The organism is Actinospica durhamensis, from assembly GCF_018139695.1.
Lineage (GTDB): Bacteria > Actinomycetota > Actinomycetes > Streptomycetales > Catenulisporaceae > Actinospica > Actinospica durhamensis.
Window position 1 is genome coordinate 1 of sequence record NZ_JAGSOG010000653.1, and the last position, 765, is coordinate 765.

At 68.9% G+C, this 765-nt stretch carries 1 protein-coding gene; it reads left to right on the forward strand.

Features of this window, described 5'->3' with window-relative positions; translation table 11 throughout:
* The first annotated feature begins 151 nt into the window (after positions 1–151).
* Positions 152–283 carry a SapB/AmfS family lanthipeptide gene (locus KDL01_RS41570; protein ID WP_212534216.1) on the forward strand — a complete coding sequence of 44 codons (132 nt, stop codon included), beginning with the start codon at positions 152–154 and terminating at the stop codon, positions 281–283.
* The last annotated feature ends 482 nt before the right edge of the window (positions 284–765 follow it).

Sequence of the window (765 nt, forward strand, 5' to 3'; positions counted from 1 at the left end):
CGGGGGGTCCGGGGGAAGACGCGGCGCGCGCGGCGCCGCCTGAAGACCGCCCCCGCTGGCCGGGGGTTGGAAAAAGCACCATCCAGCACCAACTCGGATACACCGACGGGCGTGCGGCGCGGCCGCACTCCCCAACCACCATGGAGGAATCATGTCCCTGCTCGACCTGCAGTCGCTCGAGGCCACCGAGACCACCGCTCCCCAGGCCGCGGGCGAGGCCGCGTTCAGCGAGGCGAGCCTGCTGCTGTGCGACAGCACCGCGAGCATCCTGCTCTGCCTGTAGTCGCCCGGTAGTACCCGGCGGCAGCCGCTTCGTCGCGTGCGCGCGACGGTAGGGCAGTCACCGTGCACATGAAGAGCAAGTACACATGAAAACCGCGGCCGGTCTGTGAACCTCCTACGCTCACAGGCCGGCCGCGGCCATGTCCAGGCTGCCATTGCGCGCGGTGGCGCGGGGGCCGTTCGCGTTCCGAGCTTGTTACGGTTGGGGCGCCGATCGACCGCCCCCCGGCATAGAACCAAGACTCGCGTTCATGTTTTGACCGATACCAGGGCTCTGCTTGGCAGACCTTTTAACTTACCTCCGAGTAATTTGACGGTGCGGAAGACCACCGTAACTTCCCGTGCACTCCCACATGCCCCGGGAGGGACACCCATGCGCATTGATCGACGACGCTCACCGCGCACAACCGAGCCCGGCCGCCCCGGCGCGGCCGACGCACGCGGCGCACGCACCGCCCCCGCCCCAGTGGCGGCGGCTCAGAG

What these genes read in the sequence shown, in the direction of transcription:
- KDL01_RS41570 (WP_212534216.1), top strand. Translation starts at nt 152, where the DNA reads ATGTCCCTGCTCGACCTGCAGTCGCTCGAGGCCACCGAGACCACCGCT.